17 protein-coding genes are annotated in these 14588 nt (G+C 71.3%); 6 read left to right on the top strand and 11 right to left on the bottom strand.

Annotated elements, in window-relative coordinates:
- Nucleotides 1-45 precede the first annotated feature (45 nt).
- The gene (locus tag JKJ07_RS05335; RefSeq protein WP_202990122.1) at nt 46-1284 is read right to left on the bottom strand and encodes a class I SAM-dependent RNA methyltransferase; all 1239 of its coding nucleotides are present in this window, start codon (nt 1282-1284) and stop codon (nt 46-48) included.
- On the bottom strand, nt 1281-3371 hold the full coding sequence (locus JKJ07_RS05330) for an APC family permease (RefSeq protein WP_202990121.1): 2091 nt from the start codon (nt 3369-3371) through the stop codon (nt 1281-1283). The genes JKJ07_RS05335 and JKJ07_RS05330 overlap by 4 nt, the downstream gene beginning before the upstream one ends.
- 43 nt (nt 3372-3414) lie before the next feature.
- Between JKJ07_RS05330 and JKJ07_RS05325 the strand changes: the two genes are divergently transcribed.
- A complete protein-coding gene (locus JKJ07_RS05325) occupies nt 3415-4080 on the top strand; it encodes a potassium channel family protein (protein ID WP_202990120.1) in 666 nt (221 codons plus the stop codon).
- A complete protein-coding gene (locus tag JKJ07_RS05320; protein WP_202990119.1) occupies nt 4077-4760 on the top strand; it encodes a potassium channel family protein in 684 nt (227 codons plus the stop codon). The genes JKJ07_RS05325 and JKJ07_RS05320 overlap by 4 nt, the downstream gene beginning before the upstream one ends.
- Here the strand turns inward: JKJ07_RS05320 and JKJ07_RS05315 are convergent.
- The 4 genes from JKJ07_RS05315 to dut form a co-directional block, all read right to left on the bottom strand.
- Complete coding sequence (locus JKJ07_RS05315) at nt 4757-5554, bottom strand: DUF3159 domain-containing protein (protein ID WP_202990118.1); 798 nt, start codon at nt 5552-5554, stop codon at nt 4757-4759. The two genes, JKJ07_RS05320 and JKJ07_RS05315, sit on opposite strands and share 4 nt — an antisense overlap.
- Entirely contained in the window at nt 5551-5928 is a 378-nt protein-coding gene (locus JKJ07_RS05310; RefSeq protein WP_202990117.1) for an OB-fold nucleic acid binding domain-containing protein, read from the bottom strand. Before JKJ07_RS05310 ends, JKJ07_RS05315 begins: the two co-directional genes overlap by 4 nt.
- Nucleotides 5929-6024: 96 nt before the next feature.
- Entirely contained in the window at nt 6025-6708 is a 684-nt protein-coding gene (locus JKJ07_RS05305) for a DUF3710 domain-containing protein (protein ID WP_202990116.1), read from the bottom strand.
- 17 nt (nt 6709-6725) lie between these two features.
- Complete coding sequence (dut, locus tag JKJ07_RS05300; RefSeq protein WP_202990115.1) at nt 6726-7196, bottom strand: dUTP diphosphatase; 471 nt, start codon at nt 7194-7196, stop codon at nt 6726-6728.
- 88 nt (nt 7197-7284) lie between these two features.
- On the opposite strand from dut, the gene JKJ07_RS05295 reads away from it, so the two are divergent.
- A complete protein-coding gene (locus tag JKJ07_RS05295) occupies nt 7285-7764 on the top strand; it encodes a DUF3093 domain-containing protein (RefSeq protein ID WP_202990114.1) in 480 nt (159 codons plus the stop codon).
- Here the strand turns inward: JKJ07_RS05295 and JKJ07_RS05290 are convergent.
- Together JKJ07_RS05290 and JKJ07_RS05285 are read right to left on the bottom strand one after the other, a co-directional pair.
- Nucleotides 7761-8603 (bottom strand): hypothetical protein, encoded by an 843-nt coding sequence (locus tag JKJ07_RS05290; RefSeq protein WP_236028429.1) that lies wholly within the window; start codon nt 8601-8603, stop codon nt 7761-7763. The two genes, JKJ07_RS05295 and JKJ07_RS05290, sit on opposite strands and share 4 nt — an antisense overlap.
- A gap of 139 nt (nt 8604-8742) precedes the next feature.
- Nucleotides 8743-9039 carry a DUF4193 domain-containing protein gene (locus JKJ07_RS05285; RefSeq protein ID WP_133874975.1) on the bottom strand — a complete coding sequence of 99 codons (297 nt, stop codon included), beginning with the start codon at nt 9037-9039 and terminating at the stop codon, nt 8743-8745.
- 367 nt (nt 9040-9406) lie between these two features.
- Between JKJ07_RS05285 and JKJ07_RS05280 the strand changes: the two genes are divergently transcribed.
- Nucleotides 9407-9952, top strand: coding sequence for a LytR C-terminal domain-containing protein (locus JKJ07_RS05280; protein WP_202990113.1), 546 nt, complete (start codon nt 9407-9409; stop codon nt 9950-9952).
- A 65-nt stretch (nt 9953-10017) separates the two neighbouring features.
- Here the strand turns inward: JKJ07_RS05280 and JKJ07_RS05275 are convergent, their stop codons facing one another.
- Complete coding sequence (locus JKJ07_RS05275; protein ID WP_236028512.1) at nt 10018-10803, bottom strand: inositol monophosphatase family protein; 786 nt, start codon at nt 10801-10803, stop codon at nt 10018-10020.
- Nucleotides 10804-11148: 345 nt separating this feature from the next.
- Here JKJ07_RS05275 and JKJ07_RS05270 point away from each other — a divergent pair, with 345 nt between their 5' ends.
- Together JKJ07_RS05270 and JKJ07_RS05265 are read left to right on the top strand one after the other, a co-directional pair.
- Entirely contained in the window at nt 11149-12693 is a 1545-nt protein-coding gene (locus JKJ07_RS05270; protein WP_202990111.1) for an RNA polymerase sigma factor, read from the top strand.
- 243 nt (nt 12694-12936) lie between these two features.
- Nucleotides 12937-13176 (top strand): DUF7455 domain-containing protein, encoded by a 240-nt coding sequence (locus tag JKJ07_RS05265; RefSeq protein WP_202990110.1) that lies wholly within the window; start codon nt 12937-12939, stop codon nt 13174-13176.
- A gap of 593 nt (nt 13177-13769) precedes the next feature.
- Here JKJ07_RS05265 and JKJ07_RS05260 read toward each other — a convergent pair.
- Complete coding sequence (locus JKJ07_RS05260) at nt 13770-14030, bottom strand: helix-turn-helix transcriptional regulator (RefSeq protein WP_202990109.1); 261 nt, start codon at nt 14028-14030, stop codon at nt 13770-13772.
- Nucleotides 14030-14524, bottom strand: a complete 495-nt coding sequence (locus tag JKJ07_RS05255) for a hypothetical protein (protein WP_202990108.1) — start codon at nt 14522-14524, stop codon at nt 14030-14032. Before JKJ07_RS05255 ends, JKJ07_RS05260 begins: the two co-directional genes overlap by 1 nt.
- Nucleotides 14525-14588 lie beyond the last annotated feature (64 nt).

Here is a 14588-nt window from a genome sequence, read left to right as displayed (position 1 = left end):
ATGTGGAAGCGATCGGAGTCTATTGATGCCCGGCGATCCCGGCTGTCAGGGTTCCAACAGCGCGACGCACTCCACATGCTGGGTCATCGGGAAGCAGTCGAAGGCACGCAACGTGACCAGCCGCCAGCCCAGCTCACGGAACGTGGCGATGTCGCGGGCCAGCGCGGCCGGGTCGCAGGCCACATAGGCCACCGCCCGCGGTCCGGCCGCGACCACCGAGCGCACCACCTTGGCCCCGGCCCCGGCCCGCGGCGGGTCGAGCACGACCAGGTCGACCGGGCCGGTGACCCGGCGCCGGGCCAGCGCGGCCTCGACCCGGGCCTCGACGACCTCGGCGGTCACGTTCTCGCGGGCCGCGGCCGCGCCGACGGGCGACGACTCGACCACCGTCGTACGCCCGTGGGTGTGCTCGGCGATCGCCCCGGCGAACAGCCCGGCCCCGCCGTACAGGTCCCACACGGTCTCGCCCTCGGCCGGGCGCAGCAGCTCGACCACCGTGGCCACGAGCGTCTCGGCCGCCGCCGGATGCACCTGCCAGAACCCCTCGGCCGGCAGCCGCCACTCGCGACCGGCCGCCCGCTCGGTCACCTCGGCCGGGCCGGACAGCCGCACCCGGCCGCCCCCGCCCAGCGTCGTGCCCTCGGCCGGGTCGTCCGGCGGCAGCAGCCCGCCCGAGCCCGCCGGCCGGGCCAGCACGGCCACGTCGCCGCCGGTGGTCGCGACCGCCTCCAGCGCGTCGGCCTCCGGCCACTCCAGTTGCAGCAGGTCGAGGCCCTGGATGCCGGGGTGCGCGATCCGGCAGCGGTCGATCGCCACCACCTCGTGCGAGCGGTGCTTGAGCAGCCCGGCCCGGCCCGCCGCGTCGACGGCGTAGCGCACCCGGCTGCGCCAGCCGAGCAGGCCGCCGGGCAGCTCCTCGACCCGTACGGGGTAGGACAGCTTGGCCAGCCGCCGCAGTTGCTCCTCGACCACCGACGCCTTCCAGCGTCGCTGAGCGTCACCCGACGCGTGTTGCAGATCGCAGCCGCCGCAGCCACCGGGGTGCGCGTACGGGCAGGGCGGCTCGACCCGGTCGGGCGACGGCTCGTGGATCGTGACCGCCTCGCCCCGCGCGAAGCCCTTGTGCAGCTCGGTGATCTCGGCCGTGATCCGCTCGCCGGGCAGCGCGTGCCGGACGAAGACGACCTGGCCGTGCTCGCCGCCGACCCGGGCCACGCAGTGCCCGCCGTGGGCCGGGGCCCCGACGGTGAGCTCGACGAGGTCGCCCTCCCGCAGTTCGTTCACGAGCGTGCCTCGCTGGTGTCGTCGGCCGGCGGCGCGGGCTCGGCCGGGGGGCGGACCCGCGGGCCGCGCGCGGGCACCCGGGTCAGGCTCTGGTCGAATCGGTCCAGGTTACGGTCCTGGCTGGAGCGCAGCTGCCACGGCACGCTGGTCACCATCACGCCCGGCTCGAACAGCAGGCGGCCCTTGATGCGCAGCGCGCTCTGGTTGTGCAGCAGGTTCTCCCACCAGCGGCCGACGACGTATTCGGGCACGAAGACCGTCACCACGTCGCGCGGCGACCCCCGCCGTACGCCCTTGACGAAGTCGATGATCGGGCCGGTGATCTCGCGGTAGGGCGAGTCGACGACGGTCAGCGGCACCGGGATCTGCCGGCGCTCCCACTCCTCCTGGATCGCCCGGGTGTCCTTGTCGTCCACGTTGACCGTGACCGCGGTGAGCGTGTCGGGCCGGGTCGCCTGGGCGTACGCGACCGCGCGCAAGGTCGGCATGTGCACCTTGCTGACCAGCACGATCGCGTGGTTGCGGGAGGGCAGCACGGGCCGCTCGTCGGTCGGCTGCAGCTCCTGCGAGACCCGTGTGTAGTGCTTGCGGATGGCCAGCATGAGCCCGTAGATGACGATCATGAAGGCGATCGCGATCCACGCGCCGAGCAGGAACTTCGTGATCAGCACGATGATCAGCACGGTCCCGGTCAGGCCCATGCCGAACGTGTTGATGGCCCGCGAGCGGATCATCCGGCGGCGCCGCTCGGGATCGCGCTGGGTGCGCAGCAGCCGGTTCCAGTGCCGGATCATGCCGCCCTGCGACAGAGTGAACGACACGAAGACGCCCACGATGTAGAGCTGGATCAGCCGGGTCGTCTCGGCCTGGAAGGCCACCACCAGCAGGCTGGCCGCGATGGCGAGGAAGATGATGCCGTTGCTGAAGGCCAGCCGGTCGCCGCGGGTGTGCAGCTGGCGGGGCAGATAACGGTCCTGGGCCAGGATCGAGCCGAGCACCGGGAAGCCGTTGAACGCGGTGTTCGCGGCCAGGAACAGGATCAGGGCGGTGACCGCGCCGACCACGTACATCATGATCGAGCCCGCGCCGAAGACCGTCTCGGCCAGCTGCGCGGTGACCGTCTTCTGCACATAGTTCGGCGGCCCGGAGACGATCTGCAGCGCCTCGCTCTCGACGTACTGCAGGTGGGTCGCGCGGGCCAGCAGCACCATGCCGACCAGCATGATGATCGAGAGCCCGCCCAGCAGCATCAGCGTGGTCGCGGCGTTGCGGCTCTTCGGCGGCTTGAACGCGGGCACGCCGTTCGAGATGGCCTCGACACCGGTCAGCGCGGCACAGCCCGACGAGAAGGTCCGCAACAGCAGATAGACGAAGCCGAAGCTGGTGAGGTGGTCGTCCTCGGCCGTGATGACCAGGCCCGCGCTCGGCGCCAGCAGGTCCTGACCGAGCACGAAGACCCGGAACAGCCCGATGAGGATCATGCCGACGGTGACGAAGATGAAGGCGTACACCGGTACGGCGAACGCGGTGCCCGACTCGCGCAACCCCCGCAGGTTGAGCGCGGTGAGCAGGGCGATCGCGCCGATGGCGAAGGCCACCTTGTGCTCGGCCACGAACGGCACGACCGAGCCCAGGTTGTTGACGCCGGAGGAGGTCGACACGGCCACGGTCAGGATGTAGTCGACCAGCAGCGCGCTGCCGACCCCCAGCCCGGCCCGCGGACCGAGGTTGACCGTCGCCACCTCGTAGTCGCCGCCGCCGGACGGGTAGGCGTGCACGTTCTGCCGGTAGCTGGCGACCACGGTCACCATCACCACGGCGACGGCCAGCGTGATCCACGGGGAGATCCAGAAGGCGCCCGCGCCGGCGATCGAGAGGGTCAGCAGGATCTCGTCCGGCGCGTAGGCCACGCTCGACAGGGCGTCGCTGGCGAAGACCGGCAGCGCGATCCGCTTCGGCAGCAGCGTGTGCTGCAGCTTGTCGGAGCGGAACGGCCGGCCCAGCAGGAGCCGTTTCGCGAGGGAGGTCGTACTGGCCACGATGGCAAAGCGTACGGCCGCCCCGCCCGCCACTGCTGGCGAGGGCATGGCAATCTCTCACTGAGTAGCACCATGCGGGAGGACGCGACACGTGCACGTGGTGATCATGGGGTGCGGCCGGCTCGGTTCGACGCTGGCTCACAACCTCTCAGAGCGCGGCCACTCGGTGGCCGTCATCGACCAGAATTCGGACGCCTTCCGCAGGCTGGGCTCCGACTTCACCGGCACCACGGTGACCGGCATCGGCTTCGACCGCGACGTGCTGCGCTCGGCCGGCATCGAGCGGGCCGACGCGTTCGCGGCCGTCTCCAGCGGCGACAACTCCAACATCATCTCGGCCCGGCTGGCCCGCGAGACGTTCGGCGTCTCCCGGGTCGTGGCCCGCATCTACGACCAGAAGCGGGCCCAGGTCTACGAGCGGCTCGGCATCCCGACCGTCGCGACGATCCGCTGGGCGGCCGACCGCATGGTGCGCCACCTGGTGCCCGAGGGCACGGTCGAGGTGTTCCGCGACCCGACCAGCGTGGTCTCGATCGTCGAGGCCCCGTTGCACCGCGACTGGGTCGGGCGCACGCTCAAGTCGCTCGAGGAGCGTACGGGGGCCCGGGTGGCTTATCTGATGCGCTTCGGCATGGGCACGCTGGGCACCCCGTCCACCGTGTTCCAGGACGGCGACCAGGTCTTCATGCTGGTCACCGACGAGACGGTGGGCGCCGTGCTCGACATCGCCTCGGGCGCGACCAGGGAAGGACAATGAGCATGCGGATCGCCATCGCCGGGGCCGGCAACGTGGGCCGCTCGATCGCGCAGGAGCTGATCGGCAACGGGCACCGGGTCATGCTGATCGAGCGCCAGCCCAAGCAGCTGCGGCCCGAGCGGGTGCCCGAGGCCGACTGGGTGCTGGCCGACGCCTGCGAGCTGAGCAGCCTCGAGGAGGCCGACGTGGCCGGCTGCGACGTCGTGGTGGCGGCCACCGGCGACGACAAGGTCAACCTGGTGGTCTCGCTGCTGGCCAAGACCGAGTTCGCCGTGCCCCGCGTGGTGGCCCGGGTCAACCGCGCCGAGAACGAGTGGCTGTTCACCGAGCAGTGGGGCGTCGACGTCTCGGTCAGCAAGCCCCGCCTGATGGCCGCCCTGGTCGAGGAGGCGGTCACCGTCGGCGACCTGGTCCGGCTGATGACGTTCCGCCAGGGCGAGGCCAACCTGGTCGAGATCACCCTGCCCAAGAATGCCCCGTACGAGGGACAGCCCGTGCGCGACGTGCCGCTCCCCCGCGACTCGGCGCTGGTGGCGATCCTGCGCGGCAAGCGGGTCATGGTGCCCACGGCCGACGACCCGCTCGAGGCCGGTGACGAGCTGATCTTCGTCTGCACCGCCGAGGTGGAGGATCAGATCCGTGCCGTGGTGCTGGGGGCCGACGGCCGCGAGCTCGGCTAGGCGGCTTCGGCCTCAGTCTTCTGCTCGCTGGTCACCCGATGGATGGCCCACGCGGTGAAGGCGAACGTGGCGGCGTAGATCGGCCAGCTGATCAGAATGCGCACGATGCCCAGGGCGTTCGCCTCGCCCATCTGCCACAGGACGAACTGGATGCCGGCGCGGACGCTCAGGGAGACCACCCAGACGAGGGTGAGCCACTGGAACGTCTTGAACAGGCGCTCGTTGCCGAACCAGTTCTGCTGGCCCTTGTTGGCCATCACGCCCCAGACGTACCCGATGATCGGCTTGCGCACGAAGACCGAGATCAGCAGGACCGCGGCCTGGCCGAACGTGAGCAGGATGCCGGGCAGGTAGAAATCCTCGGCGTTGCCCGAGCGATAGGCCAGGAAGGCGCCCACCGCGATGCCGAACAGGCCGTTCACGGCATGCCGGACGGGCTCCTTGCGGATCAGGCGGAAGGCGCCGATGGCCAGCGCGGCGAACACCGCGCCGCCGATCGCCCAGTAGAGCGCCGTGCGCTTCTCGAGCCCCACCACGGCGTCGCCGAGCACGACGTTGAGGATGACGAACGCGAACACCGGGAGGCTCGACTCGATCAGCCCGCGGACGCCGCCGAGCTGCTCGGAGATCTGCTCGCTCATGGACGGGAACGGCTCTTCGTCCTCGTCCTTCTTCTTCGCGTCCGGCGTCGCGCCGAGGACCTCGTGGAGATTTAGCTCCTCGACGACCTCCTCGGCGAGCCGCTCCTCCACGTTCTCGTGCGCGGCGTGACGCGGCTCGCTGCCGGGTGTCACCGGGGCGCCTCCAGCTCGTAGTACGGGTTGTAGATCACCTTACGGTCATCGCGGATCGCGATGCGGCCCCGCGCCGTGAGCTGGCGCCCCGGCTCGATGCCGGCGATCGACCGGCGGCCGAGGAACACCAGCGTCACGACGTCGCTGCCGTCCCACAGGTCGGCCTCGAGCGTCGGCAGGTTCGTGCGGGGAGTGTATGCCACCGTGCGCAGCCGTCCCGACACCGAGACGACCTGCCCGCGGGTGCACTGCCCGGCCGGGATCGCGCCGCACTTGGCGCTCTCGCGCTGCAGGTCCCGCGCGTCGAGCTCGGAATCGGTGGCGGTCAACCGGTCGAAGAACCGGCGCAGGCCGGTGCGCTCGTCGGTGCTCATGACCTTCTCCTCAGCCCCGGCCGTGGTGAGCGGCACGGCCTCGATCGCCGTGCCGCTCCTACACGGTACGCCCCCGGTGACCTCTGTCACGAGGCGCTAGACGGGCGAACTGCCGTTGGTGCCGGTGGCCTGCTCCTGCTGCTCCTGCTGCGCCTGCTCGGTCATCTCCTTGGGCAGCCGCAGCGGCAGCGCCTCACGGACCGGGCGGGCCTCGTTGTCGCGCACGACCACCAGGCCGGTCAGCACCTCGCCGAGCCGGCCCTCACGCGCGCGGTCGGCCGCGGCGGCGCCCTGGAAGAGCGCGCGGACCATCCAGCGCGGCCCGTCGACCCCCACGAACCGCACGTCGGCCGGGCCCTCGGGGGTGTTCACCCGGGCCGCCAGCTCGATGCCGTACGCCCCGTCGACCTCGCGCGGCGACACGCCGTCACCCTTCATGGCCTGGGCGATCTCCTCGCGGACCTCGTCCCAGATGCCCTCGGTGCGCGGCGCCGCGAACACGCCCAGCTGCAGCGCGCTCTCGCCGTCGACCAGGACGATCTGCTCGACCACGCCGTCGGGGTTGGCCTGCACCCGCACCTCGACGCCGTCGACGGCCGGGATCAGCAGGCTGCCCAGGTCGAGTCGTTGCACGTCGTCGGGGGCGTAGGACGAATCCCACGGCCCGTGGTCGGGCGGCGGCGGCTCGTCGCTCGCCGTCATGCTCTGCTGGAGCGCCTCGGAGGGCGGCGCGTCGGTCGCACGTACGTGCTTCGGGCCGCCGCGCTTACGGGAGAACATCGTTGGCACCTTCCGTCCTAAACCTGCTGCTGCGTGGGCAGCGCGCTGTGCCCGCCGGTGGACCCGTGCCCACCGGCGCCACGAGCGGTGTCGCCGAGCTCGTCGACCACGTGGAACGAGGCCCGCTCGACCCGCTGGACGACCAGCTGGGCGATGCGGTCGCCCCGAGCGATCTTGACGGTGTTCACCGGGTCGTGGTTCACGAGAATCACCAGAATCTCGCCGCGATAACCGGCGTCGACCGTACCGGGCGCGTTGAGCACCGTCACACCCAGGCGCGCGGCCAGCCCGGAACGCGGGTGCACGAGGCCGACGTACCCCTGCGGGATGGCCACCGCGATGCCCGTACGCACCTTGACCCGCTGCCCCGGCGCCAGCTCGGCGTCCTCGGCGGCGACCAGGTCGGCGCCCGCGTCACCGGGGTGCGCGTACGCCGGGAGCGGCAGGTCGGGGTCGAGCAGGCGGATCGGGATCACTACATCGGTCAAGATCAGTCCTCACTGGCGCGGCTGCGGGCGGCACTCACCCTGCCATCCTGCCGTGCCCGGTCGCGGAGGCGCGCCGTACCCTTCCAGGGTGACACCGGAGTCCCCCGCGCGCACCACCGCGACCCCCGCCTATTCCGAGCGGTTGACACTTACGTGGTGGATCTGGCCGGTCTCGCTGCTCGTCGTGGCGATCCTCGCGTTCGAGATCCTGCTCGGCTTCCACGGCCTGCCCGGCTGGGTGCCGTTCGCCGTGCTGATCCCGCTCACGGTGGCCGGCATGATCTGGACCAGCCGGATCCGGGTCGCCGTGACCGGCGGCGAGTTCCAGGTCGACGACGCCCGGCTGCCCGTCGAGTTCGTCAAGGACGTGGTCGCGCTCGACTCCGAGGGCAAGCGCGAGGCGCTCGGCGTGGGCGCCCACCCGCTCGCGTTCGTCATCCAGCGCCCGTGGATCGGCCCGGCCGTGCAGGTGCTGCTCGACGACCCCGACGACCCCACGCCGTACTGGATCGTCAGCACCCGGCACCCCGTCGAGCTGGCGACCGCCCTGCTCAAGGCGCGCGGCTAGCCCTCGATCTCCTTGCGGTGCGTCCCGCCGAGCCCCTTGCGCTGGGTCTTGCGCAGGTCCTTCTGCACGTGCTCGCCGAGGTTGCGGGTGGCCCGGCGGTTCAGATAGCCCGCCACGGCGGCGCCGGTCAGCATCGGCCCCAGGGTGGTCAGATTGCGCCCGAAGCGCTTGAGCAGCGTCGTCTGCAGCTCGCGGCGGGCGGCCGTGCCGAGCACCGAGGCCACGCCGACGCCGGGCACCAGCGGGTTGACCCCGCGCTGCTGCGTCCAGGCCTGCACCAGGCCCGCGGCCCGCTGGCCGAGGGTGCCCTCGACCGGCTGCCCGTAGATCTCGTGCAGCTCGCCGATCAGCTTGAGCTCGATCGCCACCACGGCGACCGTCTCGGCGCCGAGCAGGATCGGCGCGGACAGCAGGGTCGGCGGCGCGACCCACTGCACGGAGGCGACCCCACCCCCGGCGGCGCCCACCCCGGCCGTCGATCGCGCGGCGTTGCGGATCAGCCGGTCGGCCAGGTCGTCGTCGGTCAGGCCGGGGAAATGCCGGCGCAGGGTCTCCAGGTCGCGGACGGGGACGTGCGGGGCCACGTCGGCCACCACGTCGGCCATCCAGCGCACCGCGGCCTTGGGCTTGAACATCTGGCCCAGCCCACGGCGCCGGATGTCCGCGACGAGCCGGCCGAGAAGTTGCCGGCGGCCGGCCGGTTCCAGGTCGTCGGCGGTGAGCGCCGCAACCGTCTCTCCGAGCTCGGCATCGACCGCGGCCAGCTCCTGGTTCTTGGCAGGTGTCTGCTCCAGGGCAGGCGGTGCGCCCGTCTCGGCGGTGTGGTCCGGTCCGCTCATCGTCGTCCTCCCGTTGTGGCCCCCGGGCTCATCTCTTCATGGTGATGCCCGGTGTCGACCCCGGGTCAAACCCGGCAACGGCCTGACGCCCGACCGCGTGCCGCGGCCGGGTTGTGGTGCGCTGCTGCGAGGTGCCCGGTCAGGCACACTCGCGGCAGATCAGCTCCCCGTTCCGCTCCGCGGCCAGCTGGCTGCGGTGGTGAACGAGGAAACAGCGAGAACAGCGGAACTCGTCGGTCTGCATCGGCAGCACCTTGACGGTGAGCTCCTCGTCGGCCAGGTCGGCGCCGGGCAGCTCGAAGCTCTCCGCCACCTCGACCTCGTCGACGTCCACTGAACCCGACTGCGAGTCGGCGCGGCGGGCCTTGAGCTCCTCGAGGCTGTCCTCGCCGAGGTCGACCTCATCGCGACGCGGAGCGTCGTAGTCGGTGGCCATCGGTCTTCACTCTCCTGTATCGATGTGTCACTTGGCGTTAGTAACGCCCGTGACCCTGTTTCGGTTCCCGGTTCCGCCGGACGATTTCTGACACTGCCCCTAACACGTGAAACTCCCCCGGTGAGCGCGGAACCTTACCGCTGTCGCGGCACTGTTGTACGCGCCCGGGCGGCCCATTGTTCCCGATGTGACCGAGGCGACATCAAAGTAGGGGTATCAGCCTCTGGATCATCGTCAACGCGCCGGAAGTATTCCCTGTTTCCGCATGCCTGGCGCACAGACGCTAACCTCTCGACAGGTCCGCCCGTTGCCCGGTGGCCACAACACCCCGCCTGTGCCCCATCAGAACCGCCCTGGAGCCAACCCCATGAGCTTTGCGCGCGTACGAGCGCTGATCGTCGTCGGCGTGCTCGCCGTAGCCGCGGTGGTGTTCGTCGTCGTGGCGCTGGTGCGGGACACGCAGGGCGGCACCAACGCGGGCGACGACTGCCCGGCCGGCGCGCCGATGGTCGACCTCCGGCTGCCCGACGACCCGGCCGAGGTCTCGGTCAAGGTCTACAACGGTACCGACCAGGCCGGACTGGCCGACAGCGTCACCAACGAGTTCAAAAACCGGCGCTTCACCACCCAGAAGCCGGCCGAGAGCAAGACGAAGTACAAGGGCGTCGCCGAGATCCGCTACGGTCCCGACGCCGTGGGCAAGGCCCAGCTGCTCCGGGCGTACTTCCTGGCCCAGTCCAAGATGTCGTACAGCGCCAAGCGCAAGGGCCAGGTCATCGACATCGTGGTCGGCAACGAGTTCCGCCAGCTGGCCACCACCACCGAGGTCAACCAGTCGCTGGTCGAGGTGGGCGAGCCCACGCTGCCGCCGGGCGCCTGCCTCAAGCCCGTCGAGAAGGACAAAGACTCCTAGCCCGTACGGGTGAAAGGCTCGGGGCCCGCGCGGCGCTCACGGGCCTCCTGGCGCCTTTCCCTGGTTTACGGGCCGCCCGACGCGTCGAGGTTGGCCAGGACGTCGTGCAGGTCGTTGAAGACGGCCGGGGCGGCCGCCACGAGCAGGTCGAGGCCGGGCGCGGCGCCGTTCAGGCCGGAGACGACCGCGCCGGCCTCGGTGGCGATCAGGCCCCCGGCGGCCCAGTCCCAGGGGTTGAGGCCCTTCTCGTAATAGCCGTCGAGCATGCCCTCGGCGACCGCGCAGAGATCCAGAGCCGCCGCGCCGAACCGGCGGATGTCACGCACCCGGGTGATCAAGCCGGCCACGACCCGGCCCTGGTGCTCGCGCCGCCGGGCGTCGTAGCTGAAGCCCGTGCCGACCAGCGCCTGGCCGAGCCCGGCGGGCGCCGAGCAGTGCAGCCGCCGCCCGCCCCGCCAGGCCCCGCCGCCCAGCGTGGCCGTCCACTCGTCGCCGGTGGCCGCGTTCACGACCACACCGGCGACCACCGTGCCGCCGACCTCGGCCGCCAGCGAGACCGCGTACTGCGGAAGCCCGTACAGGTAGTTCACCGTGCCGTCGATCGGGTCGAGGATCCAGCGGACGGGCCCCGTCGCGGCCTCCTCGGTGCTGCCGTACTCCTCGCCCAGCACCCCGTCGCCCGGGCGGGCCGCGCGCAGCGCCTCGATCACCTGCCGCTCGACGGCCTTGTCGGCGGCCGTCACCACGTCGGTCGCGGTGCTCTTGGTCTCGACGTCGCCGATCGCCTCGGCCCGCATCCGCCGGGCGGTCGCGGCGGCGTCCCGAGCCACCCCGACGGCCAGTTCCAGCAGCGCGCCGGGTTCCGCGTCAAAATCGTTACCGGGATTTTTCCCGGCGTTGGTAGCCGCTCCGCCAAGGCCCGCATCGGCCGAAAACTCGCTCACGTCTCTGCCCTTTCCGCCGATACCATTCTCGCGCCTGGCGTCTCCGGCGAGGTCGGCGGCCCCCTGCGGCGTGCTGCGACGGGAGGATCTCGCTCGACGGCGCTACAATTCACCCCTGCCCACCGCTTCACGGACACCGAGCACCGATCGTCCGTGTCCCGGGGGTCCTCACACCAACACCGGCCAGCCTCCTCGCCGTGCGCTGCGCTGGGCTCATGGCCGTTGCACAACCTCGCCTCCGGAAGGTCTTTCGTGACAGAAGCCCACCAGAACGGTGCCGACGTTCGCTCTCTCACCGAGGCCCTCATCACCCATGCCCAGGGCGCTGGTGGGCAGCTCACGTCGGCCGAGGTCGCGCGCACGCTCGAGTCCGCCCAGGTGAATCCGGCTCAGGCCAAGAAGATCCTCCGCGGTCTCATGGACGCGGGTATCACCGTGGCCGTGGACGGCACCACGGGGACCCGCCGCAAGGTCGCGGCCGCCCGGGCCGCCACCCCGGCCTCCAAGGCCACCACCGCCAAGGCCGCCGTCCCCGCCCGCAAGGCGGCCCCCGCTCCCAAGCAGGCCGGCGACGAAGCGGCCGGCCCCGCCAAGAAGGCTCCGGCCAAGAAGGCCGCCACCAAGGCCGCCCCGGCCAAGAAGGCGGCCGCCGGTCCGGCCAAGGCCGCCAAGCCGGGCGAGGAGGGTCCCGCCGAGGGCGAGATCGATCCCGAGGAGCTCGCCGCCGAGATCGAGGACGTCGTCGTCGAGGAGCCGCCGGCCATGGTCGCGGCGGCCGCGACCGACGCCGCCAGCTCGGCCACCGACGGCGACTTCGAGTGGGACGACGAGGAGTCCGAGGCGCTCAAGCAGGCGCGTCGCGACGCCGAGCTCACCGCCTCGGCCGACTCGGTCCGCGCCTACCTCAAGCAGATCGGCAAGGTCCCCCTGCTCAACGCCGAGCAGGAGGTCGAACTGGCCAAGCGGATCGAGGCCGGCCTCTACGCCGCCGAGCGCCTGCGCGCCTGCGACGAGGGCGAGGAGAAGCTCGAGCGCAACATGGAGCGCGACCTGCGCTGGATCGGGCGGGACGGCGAGCGGGCCAAGAACCACCTGCTCGAGGCCAACCTCCGCCTGGTCGTGTCGCTGGCCAAGCGCTACACCGGCCGCGGCATGGCCTTCCTCGACCTGATCCAGGAGGGCAACCTGGGTCTGATCCGCGCGGTCGAGAAGTTCGACTACACCAAGGGCTACAAGTTCTCCACGTACGCCACCTGGTGGATCCGGCAGGCCATCACCCGCGCCATGGCCGACCAGGCCCGCACCATCCGCATCCCGGTGCACATGGTCGAGGTCATCAACAAGCTCGGTCGCATCCAGCGCGAGCTGCTCCAGGATCTGGGCCGCGAGCCCACGCCGGAGGAGCTGGCCAAGGAAATGGACATCACCCCGGAGAAGGTCCTCGAGATCCAGCAGTACGCCCGGGAGCCGATCTCGCTCGACCAGACGATCGGCGACGAGGGCGACAGCCAGCTCGGCGACTTCATCGAGGACTCCGAGGCGGTCGTCGCGGTCGACGCGGTGTCGTTCTCGCTCCTCCAGGATCAGCTGCAGCAGGTTCTCCAGACGCTCTCCGAGCGCGAGGCGGGCGTGGTGCGGCTGCGGTTCGGCCTGACCGACGGCCAGCCGCGCACGCTGGACGAGATCGGCCAGGTCTACGGGGTCACCCGTGAGCGCATCCGGCAGATCGAGTCCAAGACGATGTCGAAATTGCGACACCCGTCCCGCTCCCAGGTTCTCCGCGACTACCTGGACTAGGGGCATTCGGTCAACAAAGCGTGCCCGAATGGTCACCACCCGTACAACATCGGGTGGTGATCAGACCGTTGTGCAGAAGTGATCGTTGACGTGGCACCCTTGGATCACGGCACACTTAGCCCAACACGGTGTGACCTCGGTCCCCCCGGGGCACTGTGGGAAGGCCGCAACGGTGCAGGGTGTTGCACGATGTGAGCAGTAGCCGAGGAACGTGTTCATCGGTTCGAACAGAGGAGGAAGGCGATGACCCCGACTCTCACGCCGCCGGCGGGAAGCTTGGCCGGCACCGCAGCCGATGAACGGTGCGACCGCTGCAATGCAGCCGGAAAGCTCCGTTTGACCCTGGCTGGTGGAAGTGAGCTGGTGTTCTGCGGACACCACGCCAACCGGTACGCCGAGGACCTGGTGAAGATCGCAGTGCAGTTCACGGCGGACCCGGAGTTCACCTGGCGCGGCGCGGACATGATGTCTAACTCCAACTGAAGAGTCCCCAACCCCCCGAGCAAGACTTGATGAAGGGGCGCCCACGGTGTGGGGCGCCCCTTTTCACGTCCCCACCCCTTTACGTCGCTACCCCAGCGCCCACCCCCATCCAGCCGCCGCGCCGGCCGTCACCCGCGGCTCGCCGCACAGCCTCGCCCGCGCCCGCCCCTGGCCTCTGGCCTCTGGCCTCTGGCCTCTGGCCACGCCCGCCGCCCTGGCCCACGGCCGCTGCCCCCGGCCCGCCCTGCGCCACCTTGCTCGCCCTGCGCGCGCCGCCCTGGCTCGCCCTGCGCCCCGCGCCGCCCTGGCCTGCCTCGCGCCGCCCCCGGGCCTGCCCCGCGCCGCCCTTGCCCGCCATACGCCGCCGCCCTGGCCCGCGCCGCCCTGGCCCGCGCCGCCCTTGGCCCGCCATACGCCGCCCTGGCCCGCCCTGCGCCGCTACCGCTCCCAACGGCCCGCTCGGCATCGCCGCCGGCCCGCGCCAACACCCAGCGGCCTGTCCCGCACCGCTACCGGCCCGCACCCAGCAACCCGCCTCAGCGCCCACAGCGTCGGCCCGTTCCGCGGCTCAGTCGACGGCTGGGGCGATTGAGTCAGCCGGCCCCGCTCCCCTCAGCGCCGGTGTCCCACAGGTGCTCCACGGTTGTACTGAGGGCCTTGGCGACCTTCAGTGCCAGATAGACCGAGGGCGCGTAGTCGCCCGTCTCCATCGCGATGATCGTCTGGCGGCTGACCTGCACGGCGCTCGACAGGCCCTGCTGGGTCAGCCCGGCCTCCTTGCGAGCCGCCCTGATGCGCACCCCGGCGGCCCCGCCGGCCTCGGGCGCTCGCACCGGCCCCGCGGGAGGCGCCATCAGTCGTCGTCCGCGGCGGAGGCCGCCTCGAGCTGCCGGCGCCGCCGGCTCTGCACGACCTGGCCGACGAGCCCGCCCACGCCGCCGATGACGCCGCCGGCGGCCGCGCCGATCCACGTATAGCCGTCGGGGTCGTAGGCCCGCAGCGCCCCGACGAGGAACACCGCGTAGGGCAGGCCGCCGATCAGGCTCAGCACGACCCGCTTCGGGCCCCACGAGCGCGGGACGGTGTCGACCCGGCGACTGCGCACATACCACCCGCAGATCGCGATCGGCACGAACATGGCGACGAGCACGACCGCGAGCGGGATGACCGACGAACGGCCCAGCGGCCACACCATGATCGCGGCAACCCACGGCACGACCATCCACTGCATCGACGCCGCGGCCGAGATGCCCTCATACCACCGGTAACGCTCGCGCTCGTCGCCGTAGAGATCACCGCTGAGATCGAGATTCCAGTGCACGACCCGGTCGAGAATTGTCGTCGTCATGCATCCATCATTGTGTGAAGTCCTCTTGACGTCAAGTGGACTTAACGTCAAGACTCCTTCACAT

Source organism: Paractinoplanes lichenicola (assembly GCF_016785085.1).
GTDB classification, from domain to species: Bacteria; Actinomycetota; Actinomycetes; order Mycobacteriales; family Micromonosporaceae; genus Actinoplanes; species Actinoplanes lichenicola.
Note: the sequence above shows the minus strand (reverse complement) of the source record. Positions and strands in the feature narration are given on the sequence as shown.

What these genes read in the sequence shown, in the direction of transcription:
- JKJ07_RS05285 (WP_133874975.1), bottom strand. Translation starts at nt 9,039, where the DNA reads ATGGCCACCGACTACGACGCTCCGCGTCGCGATGAGGTCGACCTCGGC.
- JKJ07_RS05290 (WP_236028429.1), bottom strand. Translation starts at nt 8,603, where the DNA reads ATGAGCGGACCGGACCACACCGCCGAGACGGGCGCACCGCCTGCCCTG.
- JKJ07_RS05265 (WP_202990110.1), top strand. Translation starts at nt 12,937, where the DNA reads ATGACCCCGACTCTCACGCCGCCGGCGGGAAGCTTGGCCGGCACCGCA.
- JKJ07_RS05310 (WP_202990117.1), bottom strand. Translation starts at nt 5,928, where the DNA reads ATGAGCACCGACGAGCGCACCGGCCTGCGCCGGTTCTTCGACCGGTTG.
- JKJ07_RS05305 (WP_202990116.1), bottom strand. Translation starts at nt 6,708, where the DNA reads ATGTTCTCCCGTAAGCGCGGCGGCCCGAAGCACGTACGTGCGACCGAC.
- JKJ07_RS05260 (WP_202990109.1), bottom strand. Translation starts at nt 14,030, where the DNA reads ATGGCGCCTCCCGCGGGGCCGGTGCGAGCGCCCGAGGCCGGCGGGGCC.
- JKJ07_RS05330 (WP_202990121.1), bottom strand. Translation starts at nt 3,371, where the DNA reads ATGCCCTCGCCAGCAGTGGCGGGCGGGGCGGCCGTACGCTTTGCCATC.
- JKJ07_RS05255 (WP_202990108.1), bottom strand. Translation starts at nt 14,524, where the DNA reads ATGACGACGACAATTCTCGACCGGGTCGTGCACTGGAATCTCGATCTC.
- JKJ07_RS05320 (WP_202990119.1), top strand. Translation starts at nt 4,077, where the DNA reads ATGAGCATGCGGATCGCCATCGCCGGGGCCGGCAACGTGGGCCGCTCG.
- JKJ07_RS05280 (WP_202990113.1), top strand. Translation starts at nt 9,407, where the DNA reads ATGAGCTTTGCGCGCGTACGAGCGCTGATCGTCGTCGGCGTGCTCGCC.